At 61.1% G+C, this 17557-nt stretch carries 18 protein-coding genes and 5 tRNA genes; 13 read left to right on the top strand and 10 right to left on the bottom strand.

All coding sequences use genetic code 11. The features are described from left to right. Positions 1 to 92: 92 nt before the first annotated feature. The gene (locus KRX51_RS05245; RefSeq protein WP_370625026.1) at positions 93 to 593 is read right to left on the bottom strand and encodes a DUF3093 domain-containing protein; all 501 of its coding nucleotides are present in this window, start codon (positions 591 to 593) and stop codon (positions 93 to 95) included. 77 nt (positions 594 to 670) lie between these two features. Between KRX51_RS05245 and dut the strand changes: the two genes are divergently transcribed. From dut to KRX51_RS05265, 4 genes are all read left to right on the top strand, one after another. Continuing rightward, entirely contained in the window at positions 671 to 1126 is a 456-nt protein-coding gene (gene dut / locus KRX51_RS05250; RefSeq protein WP_218361927.1) for a dUTP diphosphatase, read from the top strand. A gap of 117 nt (positions 1127 to 1243) precedes the next feature. Continuing rightward, a complete protein-coding gene (locus tag KRX51_RS05255; RefSeq protein WP_218361929.1) occupies positions 1244 to 2002 on the top strand; it encodes a DUF3710 domain-containing protein in 759 nt (252 codons plus the stop codon). Further along, a complete protein-coding gene (locus KRX51_RS05260) occupies positions 1999 to 2670 on the top strand; it encodes a DUF3159 domain-containing protein (RefSeq protein WP_218361930.1) in 672 nt (223 codons plus the stop codon). Before KRX51_RS05255 ends, KRX51_RS05260 begins: the two co-directional genes overlap by 4 nt. Beyond that, a complete protein-coding gene (locus KRX51_RS05265; RefSeq protein ID WP_218361931.1) occupies positions 2663 to 3895 on the top strand; it encodes a class I SAM-dependent RNA methyltransferase in 1233 nt (410 codons plus the stop codon). Before KRX51_RS05260 ends, KRX51_RS05265 begins: the two co-directional genes overlap by 8 nt. 22 nt (positions 3896 to 3917) lie before the next feature. On the opposite strand, the gene KRX51_RS05270 is transcribed toward KRX51_RS05265, so the two are convergent. Then, complete coding sequence (locus KRX51_RS05270; RefSeq protein WP_218361932.1) at positions 3918 to 5198, bottom strand: HRDC domain-containing protein; 1281 nt, start codon at positions 5196 to 5198, stop codon at positions 3918 to 3920. A gap of 66 nt (positions 5199 to 5264) precedes the next feature. Continuing rightward, on the bottom strand, positions 5265 to 5846 hold the full coding sequence (locus KRX51_RS05275) for a DUF3000 domain-containing protein (RefSeq protein ID WP_370625028.1): 582 nt from the start codon (positions 5844 to 5846) through the stop codon (positions 5265 to 5267). Between the two features lie 100 nt (positions 5847 to 5946). Here KRX51_RS05275 and hemE point away from each other — a divergent pair, with 100 nt between their 5' ends. The 3 genes from hemE to hemQ all read left to right on the top strand — a co-directional run bounded on the left by hemE (position 5947) and on the right by hemQ (position 9363). Next, positions 5947 to 7059: a uroporphyrinogen decarboxylase gene (hemE, locus tag KRX51_RS05280; RefSeq protein ID WP_218361934.1), complete on the top strand. Its 1113-nt coding sequence runs from the start codon at positions 5947 to 5949 to the stop codon at positions 7057 to 7059. A gap of 8 nt (positions 7060 to 7067) precedes the next feature. Then, complete coding sequence (locus tag KRX51_RS05285) at positions 7068 to 8552, top strand: protoporphyrinogen oxidase (protein ID WP_370625029.1); 1485 nt, start codon at positions 7068 to 7070, stop codon at positions 8550 to 8552. A gap of 112 nt (positions 8553 to 8664) precedes the next feature. Then, positions 8665 to 9363 carry a hydrogen peroxide-dependent heme synthase gene (gene hemQ / locus KRX51_RS05290; RefSeq protein ID WP_218361935.1) on the top strand — a complete coding sequence of 233 codons (699 nt, stop codon included), beginning with the start codon at positions 8665 to 8667 and terminating at the stop codon, positions 9361 to 9363. Positions 9364 to 9426: 63 nt separating this feature from the next. On the opposite strand, the gene msrB is transcribed toward hemQ, so the two are convergent. The 3 genes from msrB to KRX51_RS05305 are packed head-to-tail and all read right to left on the bottom strand — an operon-like array spanning position 9427 to position 11865. Then, entirely contained in the window at positions 9427 to 9852 is a 426-nt protein-coding gene (msrB, locus tag KRX51_RS05295) for a peptide-methionine (R)-S-oxide reductase MsrB (protein ID WP_218361936.1), read from the bottom strand. Then, entirely contained in the window at positions 9845 to 11137 is a 1293-nt protein-coding gene (locus tag KRX51_RS05300; RefSeq protein WP_218361938.1) for a glycosyltransferase family 87 protein, read from the bottom strand. The genes msrB and KRX51_RS05300 overlap by 8 nt, the downstream gene beginning before the upstream one ends. 20 nt (positions 11138 to 11157) lie before the next feature. After that, positions 11158 to 11865 (bottom strand): dihydrofolate reductase family protein, encoded by a 708-nt coding sequence (locus tag KRX51_RS05305; RefSeq protein WP_218361940.1) that lies wholly within the window; start codon positions 11863 to 11865, stop codon positions 11158 to 11160. A gap of 182 nt (positions 11866 to 12047) precedes the next feature. Between KRX51_RS05305 and KRX51_RS05310 the strand changes: the two genes are divergently transcribed. Continuing rightward, complete coding sequence (locus KRX51_RS05310) at positions 12048 to 12536, top strand: ferritin (protein WP_218361942.1); 489 nt, start codon at positions 12048 to 12050, stop codon at positions 12534 to 12536. A 150-nt stretch (positions 12537 to 12686) separates the two neighbouring features. Here the strand turns inward: KRX51_RS05310 and KRX51_RS05315 are convergent. The 4 genes from KRX51_RS05315 to KRX51_RS05330 form a co-directional block, all read right to left on the bottom strand. After that, a tRNA-Gly gene (locus tag KRX51_RS05315) sits at positions 12687 to 12762 on the bottom strand. Between the two features lie 30 nt (positions 12763 to 12792). After that, a tRNA-Val gene (locus tag KRX51_RS05320) sits at positions 12793 to 12864 on the bottom strand. Between the two features lie 20 nt (positions 12865 to 12884). Further along, a tRNA-Cys gene (locus tag KRX51_RS05325) sits at positions 12885 to 12955 on the bottom strand. 65 nt (positions 12956 to 13020) lie between these two features. Next, positions 13021 to 13093, bottom strand: a tRNA-Gly gene (locus tag KRX51_RS05330). A 308-nt stretch (positions 13094 to 13401) separates the two neighbouring features. On the opposite strand from KRX51_RS05330, the gene KRX51_RS05335 reads away from it, so the two are divergent. The 5 genes from KRX51_RS05335 to KRX51_RS05355 all read left to right on the top strand — a co-directional run bounded on the left by KRX51_RS05335 (position 13402) and on the right by KRX51_RS05355 (position 17538). Then, positions 13402 to 13476, top strand: a tRNA-Val gene (locus KRX51_RS05335). A 220-nt stretch (positions 13477 to 13696) separates the two neighbouring features. Continuing rightward, a complete protein-coding gene (locus tag KRX51_RS05340) occupies positions 13697 to 14281 on the top strand; it encodes a copper resistance CopC family protein (RefSeq protein ID WP_255549380.1) in 585 nt (194 codons plus the stop codon). A 36-nt stretch (positions 14282 to 14317) separates the two neighbouring features. Further along, positions 14318 to 15556 (top strand): Dyp-type peroxidase, encoded by a 1239-nt coding sequence (locus tag KRX51_RS05345; RefSeq protein ID WP_218361944.1) that lies wholly within the window; start codon positions 14318 to 14320, stop codon positions 15554 to 15556. 59 nt (positions 15557 to 15615) lie between these two features. Further along, positions 15616 to 16179 carry a copper chaperone PCu(A)C gene (locus KRX51_RS05350; protein WP_218361946.1) on the top strand — a complete coding sequence of 188 codons (564 nt, stop codon included), beginning with the start codon at positions 15616 to 15618 and terminating at the stop codon, positions 16177 to 16179. Positions 16180 to 16257: 78 nt separating this feature from the next. Next, entirely contained in the window at positions 16258 to 17538 is a 1281-nt protein-coding gene (locus tag KRX51_RS05355; protein ID WP_218361948.1) for a Dyp-type peroxidase, read from the top strand. The last annotated feature ends 19 nt before the right edge of the window (positions 17539 to 17557 follow it).

Here is a 17557-nt window from a genome sequence, read left to right on the forward strand (position 1 = left end):
CACGGGTATGCCCGCCGATCCGGTACCGGGTCGGCGGGCATTGTCTTTTTTTTCAGCCGTGCGCGGTTGTTCAACCAGGCAGGCAGAAACTTTTAGGCGCTGGTGCGGTGCTTACCAAGGAACTCATCAAGCAGCGTTTCTGCGTGGCGGGAAGACACCAACCAATACGGTGTGGGGTCATCCGGGTCATCGAGCACCAAAAGCACCATGTCCGGAACCCAGGAGTGGGTGACCAGGAACGCCGCGGGGTCCAGCTGGCGGCCCAGTGCGTTCTGCCGGGCGGATTCGGGAACCACCAGCGAACGGGCGACCACAGAAGCCGGCAATACAGCGTTGCCCGCGTAGAGCCAGCGCTCACCAGCACTGTCGACCTCGACGCGGACCAAGGTCTTCGACATCGTCACAAGCACCCAGATAGTCAGTGCGGTGAGAATGATGCCGCCCACAACAGTCCATATCGCTGGCCGGTTAAAGCCCACCTGGGCAGTACACACAGCGCAGGCAATGGCGCCTGCCACCCAGTACCACCACGGCACGTAGAGACGTTCGCGATAGATCTGGCCGGGGTTGTCGGTGTTCGTCGACTTACTCACACCGATGAGTCTACCGGGTAGGCACTATCGCCTACCGGCGCGTCACGCCCTGGCGGCAGGAAGTACTCTGCTGGGCTATGAACTCGAATCCTGATCTCGGCGACCTCCAGATTAAGCGTCTTGACCGCGACCTGCCGCTACCGCAGCGTGCGCATCACGATGATGCTGGTATCGACCTGCGCAGTACCGACGACGTCCAACTAGCCCCCGGTGAGCGCACTCTGGTGGGCACCGGTATCGCCATCGCGTTGCCGCAGGGCACCGTGGGACTGATCCACCCGCGTTCGGGTTTCGCGGCCAAGCATGGCCTCTCCATCGTCAACACCCCGGGAACTATCGACGCGGGCTACCGCGGTGAGATCAAGGTCTGTTTGATTAACCACGATCCGAATCAGCCGATTGTGATTGAACGCGGTGAGCGAATTGCGCAGCTGGTTATCCAGCGAGTTGAGCTGCCGAAGATTGTTGAGGTCGATGAACTTGTCGATACTGAGCGCGGCGCATCTGGTTATGGCTCCAGTGGGCGTGTCTAAGCACCGGCGCTATGTCCAACCGGGCGCTACCCTGGACTACTAGGTGCGCCGCAAAGCGCGCAATAAACGACATACAGCTCGATAACCGACGCTATCTAGGTGAGGAGACCACGCACTATGTGGCCTTTCGGCAAGAACAACGATAAAGACGACGACGCTGCCCAGCCGCAGCAGGCCCCAGCCGCCGACCAGGTGCAGGACAACCCTGCACCGGCTGACGCCCCCGACGCTGGCGCCGCAGCACCCCAGGCCGAAAGTGGCGCTCTCGGCGCCGAGGGCCCGTTCGATATCGATATCGACAAGCCCGAAAACCACGATTTCAGTGATTTCGCCAAGGCATCGGTCAACCTCGGTTCACTGCTGCTGCCGATCCCGAAAAACGGCGATATCCAGGTCGAGATGGGCCCCAATGGGCCGACCATGTTGCACTTGGTCACTCAGTACGGCCGGTTGACCCCGGTTGCCTTCGCCGCACCGACCTCCGGCGGCCTGTGGGCCGATTCGGCTGAAGATATTGAAAAGGGCCTCTCCGGTGATGGCCTGACCGTCACCCGCGAGCAGGGCCCGTGGGGCGATGAGGTCGTCGGCAAGCGCGATGGTGTGTGCATGCGCATCATCGGTGTCGAAGGCCCCCGGTGGATGCTGCGGGTTACCTGCGGCGGCCCCGAGGAAGGCAATGAGGATTTGGCGGCGATTGCCCGCGAGACCCTGGCCCGTATTTTCGTCAACCGCGGCGATAACCCGATCCCGGCCGGCCAGCCCTTGCCGGTGACCCTGCCGGCCCAGATGGCCCAGCAGATCCACGAGGCCTATAAGCAGCAGCAGGAAGCTGAAGCTGCCAAGGCAGACGAAGAAAACAAACCGGCCCAGCAGTGACCGAGCGCAACCCGATCCAGCACGCCCCCGACGGTGAGGACGCAGTAGCAGAAACCGCCAGCCTGCTTGAGCAGATGGGCGGTGTCTCCGGCCTGGTCGCTTCCACGCTGCCGGTGCTCGTCTTAGTGCCCGTCAACAGCATCTGGGGCCTGACCCCTGCGCTGGTCGCCTCGGTGGCTGTGGCCTTGGCCGTTTTTATCTGGCGGTGGGCGCGCAAAGAAAACCTGCAGCCAGCCTTTTCCGGCATGTTTGCCGTGCTCATTGGCGCCGGCATCGCCGTATTGCTCGGCGACGCCAAGGGGTTCTTCCTCTATGGCATCTGGTACTCGGCTCTGCTGGCGGTGATTTTCACCGTCTCGATGCTGTTGCGTCGGCCAGCGGTGGGTTATATCTGGGAAGGCCTCAACAGCGGCGATAGCAGCTGGGTGCGCAACCCAGTGATGCGCAAGTCCTACCAAATCGCCACAGGCGCCTGGGCGGTTGTTTTCGCAGCCCGCTTCCTTGTGCAGCACAGCTTCTACAACGCTGATGAAGTTGAGTGGTTGGGTGTCGCCCGTGTTGTCATGGGCTGGCCACTGACCGGCATTGCGTTGCTTATTTGTGTCTGGGCTGTCCGACGGGCACGCCACGCACAAGACACCCTCAGTGAACAGGAAACCCATGACTGAAGCCCCCGGCGCCACCGCCGATATTCGCATCGACCGGCCCGCACAGGGCGGTGAGTTTATCGGCACCCTCGACGGGCGCATTGTGCTCGTACGTGGCGCCATGGCCGGTGAGGTCGCCCGGGTTCGTTTCGACGACCCGAACGCCAAACTGCTACGCGGTGCTGCAGAAGACATCCTGGAACCATCGAGCCACCGGGTCGACACCTCCTGTCCGGCCGCCCGCGCCGGAGCTGGCTGCTGCGACTGGGCCTATATCGACAACGCCACCGCAATCCGTTTCAAAGCCGCCATTATCGCCGATGCGCTGCGTCGGATCGGCCGGTTTACGGCAGCGGAACTGCCCGACGTTATCGACAGCACCAGCCTCAAGCCCAGCACCGGGTGGCGCACCCGAGTCCGCCTGGGTGTGGACGATAACGGCCGGGCCGGGTTGCGCAAACGCCATTCCCGCGACCTGGTTGTCGCAACCGGCTGCACCCAAGTCGTCGACGGGCTGCTCGACGGTGTCGGAACTGAAGGTTTCTGCCCTCCCGGCGGGGAACTGCACGCGGTTATCGACGCCGATGGGGCCAGGCACGTGATGCACCGCGCCGCCCCGGAACGCGGTGTCCGTGGGGCGAAAGGAAAACGCCCCGCAGCCACCGTTATCGAAGGCACCCCGACCGCGGAACATATCGTGGCGGGACGGCGCTTTGAAGTTGCTGTCGATGGGTTCTGGCAGGCGCACAGCGGCGCCGCTCAGTACTACTACGACCGGGTGCTGAACTGGTTGACCCCGGCAACAGGGGCAACCGCCTGGGATCTTTATGGCGGGGTAGGGGTGCTCGCCGCTGCACTAGCCCAGATTGTTGGCGATAGTGGCCATGTCGACAGTGTGGAGGCCGCCCCGTCGGCAGCCCCGGCAGGTACAAAAGCACTTACTGGCTTGCCGGTGACCATGCATACCGCACGTGTGGAGAACTGCGTCGCCAAGCTAGCTGAGACTTCCGCCCCGCGCATTGTTGTGCTCGACCCGCCCCGAACTGGGGCCGGCAATAAGGTTATTTCCCAGGTCTCCGCGGCAGGACCGGAGCAAGTCATGCATATCGGCTGCGACCCCGCCACTTTCGCCCGCGACCTACGCAGCTGGGCTGATCACGGCTACCGCATTGACCGGCTCGAGGCTATTGATGCGTTCCCCAACACCCACCATGTCGAGGCCATCGCACTACTGCATAAAAAGTAAGAAAACGCTGGCCGGGCGATGATTATGACAGTGGTTCGCTGCGTGGCAATAACACCGCGCTAGCGGCCACATCACCAATGAGCTCTTCCTGCCATGGCCGCGCACCACGCTCGCGCAGCAAGGCACGTACCTCACTGACAGAACAAGGCTGGGTGCCTTCCCCATCCCCGTCACCGAGTTGCCAGGCAAGATCGCGCAGCACCTTCGGGCGCAGCAACATGGCCTGCTCGATGCCATATTCGTCCGAAATATGCTGCACTGCCTCCTCCAAGGCAGCCAGCGCCTCAGCCGGGCCAGGCGCCCGATCCGACCAATCCCGGTGCCGAGGGCGGCCACGCTTGGTTTCCCGCTCCCGTTTCGGCCACTGCGAACGGGGCAGGGCTAAGGCATCGTCGACGATCTTCTGCCAGTATTTCGCCGCACCCGAACGCCGCCGCGGGAAACCACGGACCGCAGAGATTTCCGCGACAGAATGCGGCACAGTCTTAGCCACATCAATAATCACCGCATGCGGGAGGATAAGGGAGGGGCTGCGGTCTTGTGCGCGGGCCTTACGGTCGCGGGCAAGCCACATTTCCCGGGCAATGACCAGCTGCTCAGACCGGCGCAGAGCACCGATCCCCTTCAGGCTGCGCCAGCCTTCCGGATCAGGGGAGCCGGAACGAATATCGGCATTACCGCCAATCCGGGGATTCTTCGCTGGCGGGTGTTCTGCCAATAACGCCGTCGTCTCGTCGATCAGCCAATCAAGACGGTCCACCTCGGCCAAAGCGTCGGAAAGCGCAATAGCCAGATCGCCGAGTAGTTCGACATCGAGGGCCGCGTAGTCCAGCCACTCGTCGGGAAGCGGGCGAGTCGACCAGTCCTCACGGCCGTGGCCCTTGGCAAGCCCATAGCCTAAAAAGTGCTCAGTCAGGGCAGCAAGGTTGACTTTCGGCAAACCCAGTAGGCGACCGGCGATCTCGGTATCGAAAAGCTCCGGAGGGCTCATCCCCAACTCCGCCAGACACGGCAGGTCCGACACAGCGGCATGCAGAATCCACGGGATGTCATTGAGAACCGGCACCAACGGACCCACCGCACCCGGGTTCGTCTCCGGATCGATAAGGAACGTGCCGGCGCCTTCACGGCGGACCTGGATAAGCAAAGCGCGGTCGTCATAGACAAAAGCTGAGGCGCGCTCGGTATCAATGGCAGCCGGACCCGACCCCTGCGCAATAGCAGCCGCCGCCTGGCCCACCTCATCAGCAGTTGAAAGAACAGGGGGAGTACCGCCGCGGGGGTGCAAGAGGGTCTCGGACATGGAGAAGATCATACGAGGTAGCGCGAGACTCGGCTCAATAAGGGGCCGGTCTACGTAGCACGCACCCTAGGAACCCAAGGTGGCAACGCCCTCCGGAGGCAAGCCAGCAACCAAAGCTAGTACGTGGGCAAAGGCCTCCACATGCGGCGTTAAATCAATATCCGCAGCCGTCCACGACGCTCGCAGCTCCAACTGGAAGGCCTGCGGGGGGCCGCCAATATCACCGTGGCGCACAGAGTTCGTGCTGGTCACTGTGCCACCCAGATGGGAGTACGGCACCCCTGACTCAGTAAGACCTTCCAGCAGCCATTCCCAGGCAACCTGCGGCAACAGCGGATCTTCGGCGACATCGGAATCCATATCGGACTGGATATAGGCCACCAGTCGCATGGAACCGTCCCATGATTCCTCAGTGCGCGGGTCATGCAGCAAAATCAGGCGCCCAAAAGCGTCGCCCTCGGAAGTCTCCGGGATGATATCGGTTTCCGGTTGCACCACCTCGAGCCCCACCGCATGCGAAAACGGTGCGAGTTTGCGCGGCGGGCGAATCTCGCCGAGGGAGATCTCCGGGCGCAACGAGGCGGCATGCATTGACGCCACGGCCTCGGTAAAAGCCTGCGGTGCTTCTTCGGGAGCTGTTGCGGTCACAAACGGGAATCTAACCCGCAGCCGCGCACTGTCCGGTGAGGCGCGCCGATTGCCCCGACCCGTCCGTAGCCCGATCTGGCCATGGGGCACAATTGAGCACATGACGAACCGACGCGAGCTCCACCGCGCACCGCTGCTCGACGCCATCGCTGGCCGCACCCCAACCCGACGGCCAGTGTGGTTCATGCGCCAGGCCGGCCGATCGCTGCCGGAATACCGTGCGATCCGCGAAAAGATCGGCATGCTGGACAGCTGCTTCCAGCCCGATATTCTCGCCGAGATCACCATGCAGCCAGTGCGTCGGCACGACACCGATGCCGCAATTTTGTTCTCCGATATCGTCGTGCCTCTTAAAGCAGCAGGCCTGGATATCGACATCGTTGCCGGTCGCGGCCCCGTTGTGGCCCAGCCCGTACGCACCGCCAGTGATATTGACGCACTGCCGCAGCTCGACCCGGAAGATCTTGTTCCCGTCGCCGAGGGAATCGCAGGGGTGCTGGCTGAGCTGCGCTCCAACCAGGCGCTTATCGGTTTCGCTGGGGCGCCATTCACCCTGGCCAGCTACCTCATCGAAGGTGGGCCGTCGAAGAACCACGAGCGCACTAAAGCATTAATGCACTCCGAGCCGGATCTGTGGCACCGGCTCATGCAACGGCTCACACCCGTGGTCAGTGCTTTTTTGCGGGCACAGATTGAAGCCGGTGTGGACGCAGTCCAGCTCTTCGACTCCTGGGCCGGTTTCCTTACCGAACGCGACTATCGACGCTTTGTGCTGCCGCACTCCACCCAGATTCTCGCCGACGTCGCCGATGCCGGTATTCCCCGCATTCACTTCGGTGTGGGCACCGGTGAGTTGCTTGGGGCCATGGCGGAGGCCGGCTCTGAGGTTGTCGGCGTCGACTGGCGCGTGCCGTTGCATCACGCCGCGCACCGGATCAGCGTCGCTGTACATGAGCAGGATCACAGCGATGGGCGCGGTGCCCAGGCCCGCGTTTTGCAGGGCAACCTCGACCCGGCGATCCTTTTCGCTGGTAATGAAGCCATTGAAGCCGAGGTCACCCGTATTACTAAGGAAGCCGATACGGCTATCCGACGTGGCGAAGCCCGTGGGCATATTTTCAACCTGGGCCACGGTGTATTGCCGTCTACGAAGCCTGAGGTCATCACGAGTACCGTCGAATTCGTGCACAGTCTGCCCCCGGCCGCTGTTTAAACTGGCCGGTGGCCACCACTAACGGGCCGATCACCGGCGGCCCGGGCGAGGAGAACACCATGACTGATGGCCCTACTGTTGCCGTTATCGGCGCGGGCCTGACTGGACTGACCGCCGCCTATTATCTGCGCCGCACGCTTGGCGCAGGTGCCCGCATTATCGTTGCGGACAGTGCTGAGCGCGTCGGCGGCAAGCTGAAAACCGTGGCCACAGCCACCGGCCCGATCGAGGTTGGCGCCGAGGCCTACCTTGCCTTCCGCGAAGATGCGACCGCATTTTTCGAACAACTCGGTCTTGGCGATGAGCTTGTGGAGCCCTCCGGCCTGCCGTCTTCGGTGTGGTCTGGTGGGCAGTTGCACGCCATGCCCCGCAATACCGTGATGGGCATTCCGGCCTCACCCGAAGGCCTCGGCGACCTTATTAGTGAGCACACCGCAGCCCGGATTAAGGCCGAAGGCGACTCCGAGCAGGTCGCCCCGATGCACTGGATTTCCGGGGATGACTGCAACCTTGGCCAACTGCTGCGGGTGCGCCTCGGCGATGAGCTGGTCGACCATGTTGTCTCCCCGCTGCTCGGTGGGGTCTATTCCACCAGCGCGGATGACCTGGGTATGCGCGCTACTGTGCCCCAGATCGCCGATGCGCTCGACACTCTTGCCAATGCTGGCGCTGAGGTGTCTGTAACTGCGGCTGCCGGATTAGTCTTGGAACAGCGCGCCGCGGCTAATGAGGCACGACTGGCCTCCGCCGAAACGACCAAGCCGCGCCCGGTTTTCCGCACTTTCCAGGGCGGCTACCAGGTACTGCTGGACGCTCTTATTGAGCGGGCTGCGCCTGAGCTGTTGTTACACACCCAGGCCGGGGCGGTGACCAGAAAGGCCGCCGGTTTCCACGTGGAGGGAATCGGTGCTGTCGATGGTGTGGTTGTTGCTGCGCCAGCCCCGGTCACAGGTGCTGTGCTTGCCGACGTTGCCCCGGCGGCCTCCGACATTATCGGCGGCGTGGATATCGCCAATTCGGCTGTGGTGGCTATGCGTTTCGATGATGACAGCGGGCTGCCGCATAATTCCGGCATTTTGGTTGCTTCCGACGCCGGGCTCGACGCGAAGGCCTTCACCTTTTCCTCGCGGAAATGGCCACACCTGCAACAGCGCGGCGGTGCCATTGTGCGGGCATCCTTCGGCCGCTATGACGACTGCGCCTTAGTGGACTTACCCGATGCGGACCTCATCGCTAAGGCCAAAGCGGATTTGCGCACGGTCAGCGGTTTCGATGTCGAACCCGCCGAGACCATGGTGCAGCGGTGGTATGGCGGGCTTCCGCGATATGACGTCGGCCATATGGAACTCATGGATGTGGCTGACCAAGAGCTCGCCGAGATCCCGGGGCTGGCGGCTGCTGGTGCCTGGCACCGGGGCCCGGGTGTTCCGGCGTGTATCGCCGATGCGAAAAAGGCGGCAGTCAGCGTCGGCAAGCATCTTGGTGGGGTATAAACCCTAGATATAGGTAATGTGCAGCCCCTGCCGCCGTGCCAAGGGCGGCGGGAGTACGATTTTTGATGACCGCCGAAATCCGACTCCGTCCGAAACTGGGAGAGTACCCATAATGGCGAAACTCGACTACCAAAAGCTCAACTCCATGGTGCGCTACGCCATGTTCACCGCCTATAAGGTTGCCCCGGGGCAGCTTGGTGATGATCGCAGCGCCGCCGTGGCCGAGGCCCGCGAGTTCCTGGCGTCCTACGACGATCATGACCTCGAAATCCGGGGTGTCTACGACATTTCCGGCATGCGTGCGGAAGCCGACATCATGTTCTGGACCCACGCCGAGCACCTTGAAGACCTGCAGGAATTCGTCAAGCGCTTCCAGCGGGAGACCACCCTGGGTAAGGCCAGTACCCCGTTTTGGTCTAATGCGTGCCTGCACCGCCCGGCTGAATTCAATAAGTCTCACTTGCCCAGCTTCGTGATGGGCGAGCCGCCGCAGAAGTACATCTCGGTCTACCCCTTCGTCCGGTCCTACGACTGGTACCTGCTGGACCCGCAGGAGCGTCGCCGTATTCTCGCCGAACACGGTATGGCCGCCCGCGATTACCCGGATGTGCGCGCCAACACCGTGCCGTGTTTCGCCCTCGGCGACTACGAGTGGCTGCTTGCCTTTGAAGGTGATGACATGGGCCGCATCGTGGAATTGATGTGGAAGATGCGCTACACCGAAGCCCGCCTGCACGTGCGGGAAGAAATCCCGTTCTTCGCTGGCCGTCGCGTCGACGACATCGCAGAGCTCGTCGAGACGCTGCCCTGATTCAGCGCCACGCACAACGCCCCGGGACAGAGCTGGTTCCCGGGGCGTTTTTGGGTGTGGGCATTAATTATCTGGTTGCAGTACCAAACAGATCGAATTGATGCAGTAGCGCTGGTCAGTTGGGGTGGGGTAGCCCTCGCCTTCGAAGACATGGCCCAGGTGGCTTTCACAGTTTGCGCATAGCACTTCGACACGGCGCATGCCTAGGCTGTTATCGGCCCGAGTGATGACGGCTTCGCTTTGTGCCGGGTCGAAGAAGGACGGCCATCCGCAGTGGCTATGGAATTTCTCCGTGGAGCGGAACAGTTCTGCATGACATGCCCGGCACATATAGGTGCCGGGCGTTTCGGTGTCGGTGTACTCGCCGACGAAGGGGGCTTCGGTGCCGGCTTCACGCAAGACGCGGTACTCCGCATCGGACAGCCGCTGTTTCCATTCGGCGTCGGAGAGATTGGCGAAATCGGTGGGCTGGTCTGGAGTTTTAGGCATGAGGCGTTCCGTTCTTGTCGCGCGTGCGGAAAGAGAAACCGGGCATGAGGTTTTCACCGGCGGCGACGTCTTCGATGGTCCATTTCACCACGCAGCCGGTGATGCTGAGCAAGATAATGATCCAGCCAAGGGTGCCTCGTCCGATATCGAACCAGTAGGAACCCAAGGGGTGGCCCTCGGTGAGGAAGCTGTCGAACCAGACGCAGAGGGCAAAACCGACCCAGAATGGCCATGCCGCGGCGACTGTGCGCACCGGCTTTCCGTGTGCATCTGTGACTCCACGAATAGGCCGGGCAATAGTGGCCACCAGCGGGAAGAGCAGCATGGTGTAGTACATCTGGCCGAGGGAACCCAATAAGAATGCGCCGGTGAGCAACAGTGCGCTGGTGGTGGTCGCCCAGAACACGCGGTCGCGGTCAATCCAACGCAGCAGCAGAATCAGGCCCACGATGACAGCGCCGGCCAGCAGCACCTGCCACAGCATCAGCCATTTGGGTGAGGCGCCGAAGAAAACGAACTGCCCGGCGATGGACACATTGGCGTAGGAACGCACCTCAGCGAGGTACGGCAAGGTCAGGGTGAGGTATTCCTCCGGGTGCGGCATAAGCGGCCAGGCGACGGCGTTGGCCACCACGGGGACAGCGATGCCGACGCCGACGGTGCTGAACCTGCGCAGCGCAAAGGGGAGGAATAGTAAGGGGGCGACCACGGGTTTAACGGTGATTGCCAGGCCGATAATGAGGCCGGCGAGGATGACCCGGCCGTCAAGCAAGGTGATTAAGAACAGTGTCACCAACAGCAGCAGGACCCCATTGACGTTGGTGAACGCAATGGTGTTGGACACCGTTTCGGTCAGCAGTGCGCCGAAAATAGTGGCGGGGTAGACCCAGGACCGGCCGGAGATACCCATCCAGCGAAACATCACCAGGATCGCGGCCATGATGGCCAGCACCTGGATAGTCAGGAAAACCGCGCGGCTGGTTTCCACGTCGGAAGTCCAGCCGAGGAATGGCGCCAGAAGCAGTGTTGCGCCGGGGGAGTAGAGGTAGTGCGGTACGACGCTGGCGTAATCCTGCTGGTAGACATTGCCGCCCTCGATAAAGCGGCGGATGGCGGTGAATACGGTGGTGTAGTCGTCGGTGAGGGTGGACGTGCCCCGGATATAGACGCGGTGGAACAGCGCGATGGCGGCCAGCGGCCAGAACACGGCGTGCAGGGCAGTGTTGCCGGGAGTATCCACGTGGGTGGGGCCGACTAGGTCCGCGGTGGCTGCTTCTTTGCGCATAAAGGTAAAGATTACCGATTTTAGGTGCGCTGATAACGGAGGAACAGGTGCGAGTCGGAGACTCCTAGAGCAGCGAGTGTGAGCTTTTCGACGACCCCCTCCGCATTCGGAAACTGTATTAGTGAGGCGGTATTGCCGACGAAAACGGGTGCGAGGGTGAGGAAGACCTCGGTGACGACACCGGACTCGAGCCACAGTCCGTACAGCGTCGGTCCACCTTCTAATGCGATCGTGTGGAAACCACGTCGCGTGATTTCGTCGAGGACATTCTGGGGTTCGGTATCAGCCAGGACGGTGACTGTCACTCCTTGGTTTTCAATTTTCTGCTTATTTATGCGCCACTGGGTGGTGTCTCGGTGCGGTGTTGTTGTGATGATTTCTGGGCAGTTCGTGGCGGTCGTGTCCAGGCTATGGGCCCAGTCAACGAGATCTAGGGAGCGGGAGAGCACCAGCATTGGTGTGGCTGAACACGTCCCGTAGTCCTCGGCGACAGCGGTATCAGCACCGACAATGATGACGTCGGCTTCTTCTCTGATTGCGGTGAAGATGGCGCTGTCGGTGTCATTTCCGAGTGCGCCGGACGTTCCGTCGATGGCTCCGGCGCCGTTTAATGAGGTCACTGCGACCAATCTCACCGACGCTGGAGGCACGGTGCAGCCCCGAATGGGGGTGCTCGGGGAAATAAACGTGCCGATGGTCTCAGAGGAAATCTCGCCGATCCAATGCATGAGGCCAATTTACGTGTGAGTAAGGGTCGGGAAAAGGCCTAAACCTTGCCAAAAAGCCTGTTTTTGGCGCTCACCTGGGAGATTAAGGCAATCCGATAAACAGCGGATGAGGTGAGGGCAGGCTGTTATTGTAAAGACGTACAAGCTTGTGGAGTTTAAAAGGTCGGTTCTATTCTTGGGTCATGCGATTGAACGACACCTTGGAAAAAGCATTCAACGACCAGATCACTATGGAACTGCACGCGTCTAGCGTGTACCGCCAGCTCGCCATCGAGCTCGACCAGCTCGACCTCGTGGGGATGGCTTCCTGGATGCGCAAGCAGGCCGAGGAAGAAATCGAACACGCCGAGCGCTTCATTGCGCACCTGGCGGATCGCGACAACCGCGCTGAGATCGGCACCATCGACAAGCCGGAGGTAAAGATCAGCTCCGCTATCGACGCCTTCCGCGCTTCCCTCGAGCATGAGGAGAAGGTCTCCGCGTCCATCCGTGCACTGCGCAAGCTTGCCGACGATGAGGGCGACGTCGACTCCCGCCCGCTGCTGGATGACTTCCTTGTCGAGCAGATTGAGGAAGAGGATTCCGTGCGTAGCATCATCGGCCGCCTGAACCTCGTCGGCAATGAAGGCTCCGGTCTTCTGCGCATCGACGATGAGCTGGGTTCTCGCTAAACAGAATCCGGTAACTCACCCTGCACCCCGCCACCAGCCCGTGGCGGGGTGCTCCTTTATATCTAGGCCAGGGGAGAGGCACACAACCTACGGGCTCGCTGGAGTAGATATGACGAAAGCCCGCCAGCGTTAACTGACGGGCTTTCGTTATGGAGCGGATGACGGGACTCGAACCCGCGACCCTAACCTTGGCAAGGTTATGCGCTACCAGCTGCGCTACATCCGCAGGGCGTATAACCCGAGGGTCATACTCCTGTGCGCGATACTGGGATCGAACCAGTGACCTCTTCCGTGTCAGGGAAGCGCTCTCCCGCTGAGCTAAACGCGCGGAAAGTACCGAAGTACTCGAGGTGGAAACGGGAATCGAACCCGTGTGCACGGTTTTGCAGACCGTTGCCTCACCACTCGGCCATTCCACCGTGGCGTCTCCGCCTCGTGATTCTCACAAGTTTATACCAGATGGTATCGCGCCTGCGAAAATCAGAGCGGATGACGGGACTCGAACCCGCGACCCTAACCTTGGCAAGGTTATGCGCTACCAGCTGCGCTACATCCGCATTGACCTTACAAGAAGAAGCGATTTTTACCTCGCTCCCGCTTGCGGTGCGTAAAGAACACTAGCGTTATTTGATCCGCCTACACAAATCCCCAGCTAGAACCTATTTTTTGGGCAAGGTAAACGGCTGGCAAACGCCTTTTTGTAGCCATGTTGCGCCCAGCGCTTAGGACAGGCCTGCTTTGTCGTGCAATCGCGGCCCCAATAGCCGTTCTTAGCTTGGGATTTCGCTCGCCTAAACCGTCTGTGCTAACTTATTCCGCAGCGCTTCACCGAGGCGTCACCCACCTGCATTAGGCAGGAAAATATAGCTCCATAGCTCAGTGGGAGAGCGTTCCGTTCACACCGGAAAGGTCGCTGGTTCGAACCCAGTTGGAGCTACCACACACGCCCGGTCCGTTTTCTCGGACCGGGCGTTTTTGCTGTTGAGGTAGTGATTGCCTCCTGGTTGTGAAGAAAAACCGCCTCCGTTGGGAACTATCCCGTGCGCATAGCCGACTAATTTCTATAACCACCTCAGTGGAGGCACTGGGTGGGCATGTAGTGGCTTCGGCTGTGTCCGTACCATGGCGAGGTAAACGATGTACCACCTATAGGGAGACCGATGAAGCACCACAAAACCGCCACACACACCATGGCACGCCGCTGTGGTGCGTCCGCTGTTGTCGCCAGTGCGCTGGCAGCAAGCTCGATGCTGGGCCTAAACACCCCTATCGCCGCCGCACATGACTCGGTCATCAAGTCAGTACCGGCCAACGGCGCCACTGTGGATGAATTTCCGCACCACGTCGAGCTGACCTTCTCTGGTGAGCCGCGACCAAACTTCAACACGGTGGCGATCAGTGATGTCGACTCTGGTGAAGTCCTCTTCACCAAGGAGCCAGATCTGGACGGCCAGCTGGTGACCATCGATATTCCCGGAGATATTGATCCCGGCCCCGGCGAGTACATTGTCGGTTTCCAGATCACCTCTTCTGATGGGCATTCCACCCGTGGCAAGGTCGGCTTCACCGTCGCTGATGACGGCGATGAGCTCGGTACCGATGGCACTGCCGCGGATCAGTCGCTTGCCGACGCTGCCGACGATGACAGCATCCCGACCTGGGCTGTTGTTGGTGGAGTGGCCGTTATTGTCCTGATCGTCGGTGTCGTCGCCGGCGTCGCTATTCGTAACCGCAAGCACAAATAACCCCAACGCGCATAGTTGCGTGTGTGAGAAGGAACGATGAGCAACGAACTGCCCCGTAGGCGATTCCTCACCGGACTAGGCGTCAGCGCTGGTGCCGGTGCGTTAGCCATGGGTACTGCCGATGCTGCAACGTTGGCCAAGGATGGCCCCACCAACGATAAGGGTGAGCCCATCGACCCTGATCTGCTGGCTGATTCGACGATCGACTTCGATGGTGAGCATCAGGCGGGTATCTCCAACCCGCAGCAGGCCCAGGCCTGGGTGATGGCTTTCGATATCAAGGACGGCGGCGACCGGCAGACGATGCGGCGCCTGATGCGTACCTGGACTGAGGATGCGCGCAGGATGTCGCTGGGTGTTCCGTCCATCACTGAGCTTGAGCCCGAAATGGTGCAGCGGCCAGCAAACCTCACCTTCACCATTGGTTTTGGCCAGCGCTTTTTCGATGTCATCGACCGCGTTGCGCAGCGGCCCGAGTGGCTGCACCCACTGCCCAAATATGACCGGGACAATCTGCAGGATAAGTGGAGCGGTGGCGACATCATGCTCCAGGTCTGCTGCGATGATCCGATGACGTTGTCGCACGTGACCCGCTACATGATCCGCAATGGCGCTCCCTATGTGGACTTGCGGTGGGCGCAGGTCGGTTTCCTCAATGCCAATGGTTCCCGCCCTGAGGGGGCCACCCCGCGCAACCGGTTCGGGCAGCTTGACGGCACCATTAATCCGCGCACCGACGAGGAATACGACGACATCGTCTGGATTAACGAAGGGCCGGAGTGGCTACGCGGCGGTACCTCCATGGTGGTGCGGCGAGTAGAGATGTTCCTCCGGGAATGGGAACTGCTCGATCGCAATACCCGTGAGGAAGTCGTCGGCCGCAAACTGGCTAGTGGCGCGCCACTGGGGCAGAAAAAGGAACACGACCCGGTGGACCTGGATAAGCGGGATCAGTTCGGCTTGCCGTTTATTGATCCGAAGAGCCACGTGGCCCGCTCGATGCCGAAGCATGGCAAACCGAGTTTGCAGATTCGGCGTCGTGTATTCCAATACGATCTGCCACCAACAGCTGACTTGGACGCTGACTCGGATACCGGCCTGATTTTCATCGCCTTCCAGAAGGACCCGATGAAGCAGTTTGACCCCATCCAGAAGCGTCTGGATAAAGTCGATCGACTCAACGAGTGGATCGAACATATCGGTTCGGCTGTGTTCGCCATCCCTGGCGGCACGGGCCCGAATGAGTACTGGGGAGAAAAGCTCCTTAAGGACTAACGGCTTTTTACCTGCTCTAACCGGCAGGTCAAAGGCACCCAACATGAAAGGTGTATCCCATGATTACTAACCGACGCACTCGAGTTATCGCTATTGCCGGCGCCGCAGCTTTGGCCCTGGCGGGCTGCTCCACTGACGACGCTGAGGACGTGGTCAACGAGGCAACGTCGGCTGGCGCCTCGGCCACGTCTGAGGCGAAGGACGCTGTTGACGCCCAGAACCAGGAGGTCACCCTCGAGGACGGCTACATCAAGGAAAAGCCGGCCGATAAGGATATGACCGCCATCTTCGGCACCCTGGTCAATAACACCGACGAGGACCTGGAGATCACCGACTTCTACGTCGAGGGTCTGTCCGCGGACACTGTCTACGAGCAGCATGAGGTCGCCGACGGCGTCATGCGTGAGATCAAGGGTGGTCACGTCATCCCGGCCAATGGCAGCCATGAACTGCTGCCCGGTGGCGACCACTTGATGATCATGAACAACTTCGATGACCTTGCCCCTGGTGCCGAGTACACTTTGGTCATCAACTTCGATGATGGTTCTGAGTTGTCCATCGATATTCCGGTTCGCGTCCAGCCCGCTGGCGAAGAGGATTACGCTGGCAGCGCTGAGGGCTAATAAACCCGGAGGCGACAACAAAGAACTCCGCCTTCGCTGCGCTTAGTGCGCAGCACCAGATAGGGCCCAGGAGGAGCGATGAGCACAAAGTTTCCACGCCGTCGCTTCCTCCTGGGCTTTGGTCTTGGTTCAGGCGCTGCGGTCATGGCCGCGCCTGCGGCCCAGGCGCTGTCCTGGCCGTCGCCAGAACCAGAAGAACAACTCCCCGCCCTGCAGGTGGCGAAGGTCCCCTTCGACGGTGAGCACCAAGCCGGTATCGATACTCCCCGGCAAACCAATGCTCGTTTCGTCGCCTTGGATCTGCGCCCCGATATCGGCGTGGTCCAGCTACAGAATCTCATGCGGCTTCTGACCGCTGATGCCCGGCTGCTTACCGACGGGGAACCCATCCCGTCGGACTTGGCGCATGAGTTGAGTGTGGCCCCAGCCAATCTGACGATCACCGTCGGCCTTGGCGAGGGCTTTTTCCGCGCGGCCGGGCGCGCCGAGGCCATCCCAGAATGGTTAACTGCGCTTCCGGAATATCCGGGCGATGAGCTCGAAGACCGTTTTAGCGGTGGGGACCTGTTTCTACAGATTTGCGCTGATGACGCTATGACGGTGGCGCACACTACGCGGCTTCTGCTGCGTGATGCCGCCGAGTACGCCACTATCCGGTGGGCCCAGCACGGCGAACTGCAGGAGCCTGCAGCATTGGCGAAAAACGAGGTGCCGCGCAGCTATATGGGGTACCAGATCGGCATTGTGAACCCTACTGATAAGGCTGACCGGGACAAGGTCGTCTGGATTGATGAGGGGCCGGATTGGTTGCGCGGGGGCACCGCTGTGGTGGTGCGCCGCGTGCTGACCAATATCAACTCCTGGCAGCGGCTACCGCGCGCCGAGCGGGAAGCGGTTGTGGGCCGCAAACTCGATACCGGGGCGCCTTTGACCGGGCGGGTTGCCGGCGATACTCCTCGTTTCCAGGACACCGATATTGATGGCCAGCCTGTGATCGATCCGAATAGTCATATCGCTTTGGCGCGCCCGCCGGAGGAGTTGCCGAATCAGCGGATGCTGCGCCGCTCGTACCCCTTTGAACAAACAGTGGTTGGTGCCCCGGCGCCCGAGAGTGATTCGCCGCAGGCGACGGAGACCATTGACCCGTTTGCGGGCACGGAAACCGGCACGATGTTCGTGGCGTTTCAGAAGGACCCGTTGGCGCAATTCGACCAGATTCGCCAGCGTTTAGGGGACCGGGACCGTTTTCTGGCCTACACCACTACCGTCGGATCGGCTGTGTTTGTGATCCCGCGTGGCACGGGTCCGGATGAGTACTGGGCGCAGAGCTTGCTGGAGCCAGCAGGTAGCCCGGACTAGCCTCGGCTGCGGCTTGGGG

This window comes from Corynebacterium sp. TAE3-ERU12 (assembly GCF_019209905.1).
GTDB lineage: Bacteria > Actinomycetota > Actinomycetes > Mycobacteriales > Mycobacteriaceae > Corynebacterium.

What these genes read in the sequence shown, in the direction of transcription:
- KRX51_RS05305 (WP_218361940.1), bottom strand. Translation starts at nt 11,865, where the DNA reads ATGCATTGGATCGGCGAGATTTCCTCTGAGACCATCGGCACGTTTATT.
- KRX51_RS05345 (WP_218361944.1), top strand. Translation starts at nt 14,318, where the DNA reads ATGAGCAACGAACTGCCCCGTAGGCGATTCCTCACCGGACTAGGCGTC.
- msrB (WP_218361936.1), bottom strand. Translation starts at nt 9,852, where the DNA reads ATGCCTAAAACTCCAGACCAGCCCACCGATTTCGCCAATCTCTCCGAC.
- KRX51_RS05300 (WP_218361938.1), bottom strand. Translation starts at nt 11,137, where the DNA reads ATGCGCAAAGAAGCAGCCACCGCGGACCTAGTCGGCCCCACCCACGTG.
- hemQ (WP_218361935.1), top strand. Translation starts at nt 8,665, where the DNA reads ATGGCGAAACTCGACTACCAAAAGCTCAACTCCATGGTGCGCTACGCC.
- KRX51_RS05340 (WP_255549380.1), top strand. Translation starts at nt 13,697, where the DNA reads ATGAAGCACCACAAAACCGCCACACACACCATGGCACGCCGCTGTGGT.
- KRX51_RS05310 (WP_218361942.1), top strand. Translation starts at nt 12,048, where the DNA reads ATGCGATTGAACGACACCTTGGAAAAAGCATTCAACGACCAGATCACT.
- dut (WP_218361927.1), top strand. Translation starts at nt 671, where the DNA reads ATGAACTCGAATCCTGATCTCGGCGACCTCCAGATTAAGCGTCTTGAC.
- KRX51_RS05350 (WP_218361946.1), top strand. Translation starts at nt 15,616, where the DNA reads ATGATTACTAACCGACGCACTCGAGTTATCGCTATTGCCGGCGCCGCA.
- hemE (WP_218361934.1), top strand. Translation starts at nt 5,947, where the DNA reads ATGACGAACCGACGCGAGCTCCACCGCGCACCGCTGCTCGACGCCATC.
- KRX51_RS05255 (WP_218361929.1), top strand. Translation starts at nt 1,244, where the DNA reads ATGTGGCCTTTCGGCAAGAACAACGATAAAGACGACGACGCTGCCCAG.
- KRX51_RS05270 (WP_218361932.1), bottom strand. Translation starts at nt 5,198, where the DNA reads ATGTCCGAGACCCTCTTGCACCCCCGCGGCGGTACTCCCCCTGTTCTT.
- KRX51_RS05355 (WP_218361948.1), top strand. Translation starts at nt 16,258, where the DNA reads ATGAGCACAAAGTTTCCACGCCGTCGCTTCCTCCTGGGCTTTGGTCTT.
- KRX51_RS05265 (WP_218361931.1), top strand. Translation starts at nt 2,663, where the DNA reads ATGACTGAAGCCCCCGGCGCCACCGCCGATATTCGCATCGACCGGCCC.